Annotated in this window: 3 protein-coding genes and 1 pseudogene; all 4 read left to right on the forward strand. The window is 37.6% G+C overall.

Annotated features, from left to right (window positions below; all coding sequences use genetic code 11):
• Nucleotides 1–96 precede the first annotated feature (96 nt).
• Nucleotides 97–1,314, forward strand: a complete 1,218-nt coding sequence (locus L655_RS0105110; protein ID WP_125825536.1) for an IS4 family transposase — start codon at nt 97–99, stop codon at nt 1,312–1,314.
• 234 nt (nt 1,315–1,548) lie between these two features.
• A pseudogene (locus L655_RS01000000125125) lies at nt 1,549–2,926 on the forward strand (NAD-dependent succinate-semialdehyde dehydrogenase).
• Nucleotides 2,927–3,730: 804 nt separating this feature from the next.
• Complete coding sequence (locus L655_RS0105120; RefSeq protein WP_158522945.1) at nt 3,731–4,153, forward strand: DUF3592 domain-containing protein; 423 nt, start codon at nt 3,731–3,733, stop codon at nt 4,151–4,153.
• Between the two features lie 157 nt (nt 4,154–4,310).
• Nucleotides 4,311–5,672: a S41 family peptidase gene (locus tag L655_RS0105125; RefSeq protein ID WP_024604315.1), complete on the forward strand. Its 1,362-nt coding sequence runs from the start codon at nt 4,311–4,313 to the stop codon at nt 5,670–5,672.
• Nucleotides 5,673–5,726 lie beyond the last annotated feature (54 nt).

Raw genomic sequence — 5,726 nt, forward strand, 5'->3', positions numbered from 1 at the left:
CTAAAGTATCCCCAGAATTAGCCTTTACATATCAATGAACTAACAGTATTAAAAAATGTGGGTAGTGAGGGAACATTCATGGTGTTTTGTGATCTTATGAATCGCTTAAAAACAACAGAACTAAACACCATGAATGCGTCTACTATTTTGCACAATATGCTCCGCGCTGTCACCCCTAACTCTATTCATAAAGCCAGATTTAATACTCTAGTCGCTGCCGTTAAATCTCTTTTGCACTGTCAGCAATGCACCTTGACGTCTATCGGCCGCAATTTGGATTCAAAAACAACTGAAAAACATGATATTAAACGTATTGACCGACTACTCAGTAACAATGAGCTTTTGCGTGAATCGATATCGGTTTATGTTCGCTTAACCCGTTTTGTGGTCACTGAAAAGCATCCCGTCATTTTGGTCGATTGGAGCCATGCTGATACACAAACCAAATACTGTATTCTGCGTGCCAGCATTGTCAGTGAAGGTCGCTCTTTAACCCTGTATCAGGAAAGTGCATTCAGCTTTCAATATCATTGCCCAAAAGTGCAAAAACGGTTTTTAAAGATGCTCAAACTGATCTTGCCGAGTGATTGCCGCCCCGTGATTGTGACGGATGCGGGCTTTAAAGTCCCCTGGCTCAAAGCCGTGCGGAACAATGGCTGGCATTATATTAGTCGGGTTCGTGGTACGGCACATTTGAAAACGCAGGACAGCGATGAGTTTATTCCATGCCAGTCACTATTCAAGAACAATCAGCGTAAGAGCCAGTATCTTGGCGCGACCGAGCTGACCAAAAGTGCAAAATATCAAACTCATGCAGTGTTGGTTGGCAAGGGACATAAGTTATTAAAAAGAGATAAAAAACGCGGTTATAAGGAGCCTTGGCTACTCGTTTCTTCTCTTCCAAAAAGACACCACTTTCTCGAAAAGGTGCTCAAGCTATATGGAATGAGAATGCAGATAGAGGCAGGGTTTCGAGACCAAAAAAGTGTTAGGTTCGGCTTAGGCTCAGATCTGCACAGAACGAACAAACTCTATCGATTAGACATACTTTTACTGCTCGCAACATTGGCTCATTGGTTCTCAATGATGCTGGGTGCTGTGATAGACAAAGCAGGAAAGACAGGGGCTTTTCAAGCTAACTCAAGCAAAAACAGGCGAGTAGTGTCATGGGCATTTGTTGGGTTGCGATACTTCAAAAAACAGTCCATTAAGCTGCGGCGGCGAGATTACTTGGAAGGGCTAGCCTATTTCGTACAGGTGGTAGTGCAACTCGATTGGAAAAATATGGATGTGAGTGATGTGATTGAAATTTAATAATTATTTTTGGGGATCCCTTAGGTGTTTGCCCCAGAGGGTGTTGTAAATTTTGCAACGCCCAGAATATTTTACTACCTCGAGCACCTCAATTTTTATATTTAAAAAATCCCCCTTCAGCAAAAATCTAAATTTAACTAATAAAATCAGATGGATAAAAACAAAATAAACTTTTTATAAAAACTGGCTCTAGCCTTGCACCTTTTAAATAACTAAATTTGTAAGGAGATAGAAATGAGTAACACAGTTAAAACGATTAATCCCGCAACTGAGCAAACCATTGAAACCTATACACTACTTTCTCAAAAGGAAGCAGAACAGGTAATCGAAAAATCTCACGAAACATATTTAAAATGGCGATTAACGTCATTCACTGAACGTGCAAAATACCTTAATAAATTAGCCTCACTCTTTGAAGATCAAAAAGAAGCTATTGCAAAACTCATGACCGAGGAAATGGGTAAAGTTTACGAGCAAGGCTTTCAAGAAGTTGAACTATGTGCAGGAATTTGTCGTTATACAGCCGAACAAGGCCCACAAGTACTTGCTGACGAAGAACGTGATATGGACGGCGGCCGCGCAATTATCAGCTACCAACCAACAGGTGTACTATTAGGTATTCAACCATGGAACTTTCCGCTTTATCAGGTAATTCGCTACAGTGCTGCTAACATCATGGCGGGTAACACAACCGTATTAAAGCATGCTGGTAATGTATTTGGCATGGCTGAAAAAATAGAAGAGCTATTTAAACAAGCTGGTTTCCCAGAGTATTGCTTTAACAATCTACTTATCGACGGCAAAACAGCCAGTTCTTTAATTTCGCACAAAGCAATTAGTGGCGTAACCTTTACCGGTAGTGATGCGACAGGTAAAAAAGTAGCAGAAGAAGCAGGTAAACACGTTAAGAAAACAGTGTTAGAGCTTGGTAGTAACGACGCTTACTTAGTACTTGATGACGCAGACCTAGAGCTTGCAGTTAAAACCTGTGTAACCGGGCGCATGATCAATAACGGTGAAACGTGTGTTTCAGCTAAACGCTTTGTGGTTGTAGAGTCACTTTACGATGACTTTAAAGCGCAAATTAAAGAGCAATTTGAAGCCATGAAAATGGGCGACCCAATGGCTGACGATACAGATTTAGGCCCAATGGCTCNGTGAAGATTTACGCGACGGCATTCACGACCAAGTAATGGAATCAGTTAAAGCAGGTGCAAACATAGTAACGGGCGGCGAAATACCTTCGCAAACAGGTTACTACTACCCACCAACGCTACTTGATAACCTATCACCTGGTATGCCAGCCTATGACGACGAATTATTTGGCCCAGTAGCTTCGCTTATTAAAGCGAAAGACAACGACGATGCAATGCGTATCGCTAACGACTCTCGCTACGGTTTAGGCGGTGGTATTTTTTCAAAAGATGAGAAAAAAGCCATTGAACTTGCTAAAAAGCACTTTGACACAGGTATGATCAACATTAATGGCTATGGTTTAGCACAGCCTAACTTACCGTTTGGTGGTGTTAAAGGCAGTGGCTATGGTCGAGAGCACGGCGGCTTTGGTATGCGCGAATTTGTGAATGTTAAAAGCATTATGATCGCTAGCTAATTTAGCTGCATAAATGAAATAAGTGTTTTAAATAGATATTTTTAATACCTGTTTAAATACAAAAACTACTAAGCCTAAAAGTGGTAACCGCTTTTAGGCTTTTTTTATAACTTTTAGAAGATTGCTTTTAGAAAGTAGTTTTCAGGAGACAGTACTTAGTTTTTAGTAAGAGACAGTACCGAGTTTTAGATATATTCGTAGGGGCGATTTTACATCGCGCTTTTAAGAATTAAATATCCTTCAAAATAAAAAGTTACAAACTAACCATTACTACTTCATTAAATTTTAATAATTTAAAAACTCACTTCACAATTTAGCTTATTTAATAAAAACGTAAGTACGCTGCTTTTATCGTTATTTTAAATTGCGTTAACAAACCTGTTAAGTATTGTATTTAAAGGCATAAACATAGTGAGGACTATTACAGAAAACATCACAACAATGATGCTTAAACAGAGCTAGACCAAGTACGATTAAACCCAGTACTAACTATTGATATGTGGAAGCTGAAACTTGAAAGACAGAAATGAGCGATAACCGGTCATTGAGATTAGCTAAATATAATAGTTAATTGATTGGTCAAACTGCTTTTTGCGCATATATTCATAAAAATGAGCTGCACGCGCATATTGATCTATTTAACTTAACTCAAATATTTTAGAAAACTTAGTGATAGTAATACCTTAGGTTATTTGTTAAAACTATATAGAGTAGACAAATGAGCGTTAAGTCGGCAGAAATATGTGCGATAAGCGCACTATTAAATTTTTAGGTAACTCAAGTATGTTCAGTATCGTCAGCAAAATGAACAACAACATTAAGATAGGATATATGTATCTGGTACTTGGTGTTCTGATGTTTTTGGGTGGCTTGTATATTACTAAAAGTACGTCAGATTTTATCGACAACGCGTTATCAGCAAAAGGCACTGTAATTGAGTTAATTCAAAAAGACGACTCGCTATATCCTGTAGTAAGCTTCATGGATGAAACTGAAAAACAGCATACTTTTGAGTCTAATTATGGTTGTAGTCCCGCTTGCTATAAAGAACAAGAGCAAGTAACCGTTCTTTATAGCGGTGGTAATGTTAAAGCTCCTGTAATAAGTGGGTTTATGTCCTTATGGTTACCAAGTCTGCTTTTGTTAGGCATAGGCATTAGTTTTATTGTTGTAAGTCTATTCCAAATAAAAAGGTTACGGGGCAATATAGCGCAAAGCGTTGCCTAACAACACGCCCTAAGGTGGACGACCAGTAAAATCAGCTATTAATTACAAATTTTAAAAATGGTGGACCTCAGTTCTTTTAGCCAACAGCAATTTGCCGCTTAAGACAGCATTCTACGCTTAGTCTAGTTCGGTTGTGATTCACTATTAGGAGTAAACTTTGAATAAAGGGATTTTGTTATTTCTACTCACCGTACTTTGTACCATTAATTCTGCGAACTCCACTGAGACAACTTGGAAAACCCAAGGTTATGGTTACGTTTTTCATACTGTGGACAATAAAACAACAGCCTTTGATTTAACAACTAAGCATTGTTTGGAAAACCACTTTATCACCGATGAGTTTGAACAAATCTCGTTCATTGAAGAAACAAAAAAAGTGAATAAAGATACTCGCTTACTTAACTTTGGTGGTTTGTTTCCGTTAAAGCTAACGAAATTAGATAGTTTACCCGCTCAATGTCAATCCGAAAAAATTGTTAGTATTAAAGACAAAAACTATGAATTTAATGCCAGTATTGTTCTTGACGTTCTAATGAATAATTTTGAAGAGCACTATGCATTTTCAAAAGATAAAAATATTAATTGGGTTGAGCAGAGAAAACTTTGGCAAAAAAGAATAACCTCAAAAACTACGCAAGATGAGCTATTTAGTATCATAGATGACTTTCTTAAAGAATTACGCGACGGTCATGCCATATTACTCAATCAAGATCTTGATAGGCTTTCACATTACTCACCAAGAAAGTGGTCATTTTGGGATGAATTAAAAGCGCACTCAGAAAACTACCCTGAATACTCAACTTACTGGGAATTACATACCGCATTAATTGAAAAGTCTCAGGAAAACATTAAAAATTACATTGATAAAAACTATTCCACTCTTCAATATCACGATAATTTTACCTTAGCAAAAACGCCTCAAAATATTGCCTATTTAAAAATAAGTAACTTTGATGATTTCTCAAATAATGACGTAAAAGCAACAAAAGAGGTTATGGAGATATTTACGCCTATCATCAAACAAAGCAATGGTTTAATTATTGACTTACGTTTTAGTATGGGTGGAAGTGACTTAGTGGCATTTTCTATTTTATCTTACTTAATAGATTCAGAATTAGCCTTGGGGGGGAAACAGTTTAAAACATCGACAGGTTACAGTGAACTTCAAAAAATTGTTGTCGCTCCATCAAAAATTAATAATTACACAGGAAGCATTGTTGTTCTAACTAGTCAAAAAACACCTAGTGCGGCTGAAGTATTTCTTTTAGGTTTACAAGCAAGGGGCAATGTTACTTTTATTGGTGAAAGAAGCTACGGAGCTTTTAGCGATGCGTTAACAAAAGCTTTGCCTAATGGTTGGGGGATCACATTATCAAATGAAAGGTATCTCAATTCTCATGGGGAAAATTATGAAAACATTGGATTGCCTGTAGATCATGAATTTGTATTTCTTAATGTGAACAATATTGAAAGCGGAAAAGATGTGCAGCTTAATGAGGCAATTAAAGCTTTTAGATAGGTGCATTCAGCGTATAACGAGGCGTCACTAATGTCCGCTGTTGGCACTTTCTAG

The sequence above is a fragment of the Pseudoalteromonas sp. TAE79 genome (genome assembly GCF_000498015.1).
Taxonomy (GTDB): domain Bacteria; phylum Pseudomonadota; class Gammaproteobacteria; order Enterobacterales; family Alteromonadaceae; genus Pseudoalteromonas.